General features: G+C 75.6%; 1 protein-coding gene. It reads right to left on the reverse strand.

Translation table 11 applies throughout. The features are described 5' to 3' along the window. Positions 1–701, reverse strand: a 701-nt coding sequence (locus tag VR44_RS35075) for a beta-ketoacyl [acyl carrier protein] synthase domain-containing protein (protein ID WP_045951694.1), incomplete at both ends; no start/stop codon positions are given.

The raw sequence follows: 701 nt of genomic DNA on the forward strand, positions 1-701 counted from the left end.
CCTGGGCCTCGATGGGGTCGCCGAGCCGGGTGCCGGTGCCGTGGGCCTCGACGGCGTCCACGTCGGCGGCGGTCAGCCCGGCGTTGGCCAGGGCCTGGCGGATGACCCGCTGCTGGGCGGGCCCACTGGGCGCGGTGAGTCCGTTGGAGGCGCCGTCCTGGTTGATCGCGGAGCCGCGGAGGACCGCCAGGACCCGGTGTCCGGCCCGGCGGGCGTCCGAGAGCCGCTCCAGGAGGACCATGCCGGCGCCCTCGGCGAGGCCGAAGCCGTCCGCGTCGGCGGAGAAGGCCTTGGAGCGGCCGTCGGGGGCCAGCGCGCGCTGCTTGCTGAACTCGACGAAGGAGCCGGCCGTCGGCAGCACGGTGACGCCGCCGGCCAGGGCCAGGGAGCATTCGCCGGTGCGCAGCGACTGGGCGGCCAGGTGGAGGGCGACCAGGGAGGAGGAGCAGGCGGTGTCGACGGTGACGGCGGGGCCCTCGAAGCCGAAGGTGTAGGCGAGGCGGCCGGAGGCGACGCTGACGCTGTTGCCGGTCAGCAGGTAGCCGCTGATGTCCTCGGGCGCCTCGTGGAGGCGGGGGCCGTAGTCCTGGTTCATGGCGCCCACGAAGGTGCCGGTGCGGGTGCCGCGCAGGGTGGCGGGATCGATGCCGGCGCGTTCGAGGACCTCCCAGCCGGTCTCCAGGAGGAGCCGCTGCTGGGGG

Source organism: Streptomyces katrae (assembly GCF_000966975.1).
Lineage (GTDB): Bacteria > Actinomycetota > Actinomycetes > Streptomycetales > Streptomycetaceae > Streptomyces > Streptomyces katrae.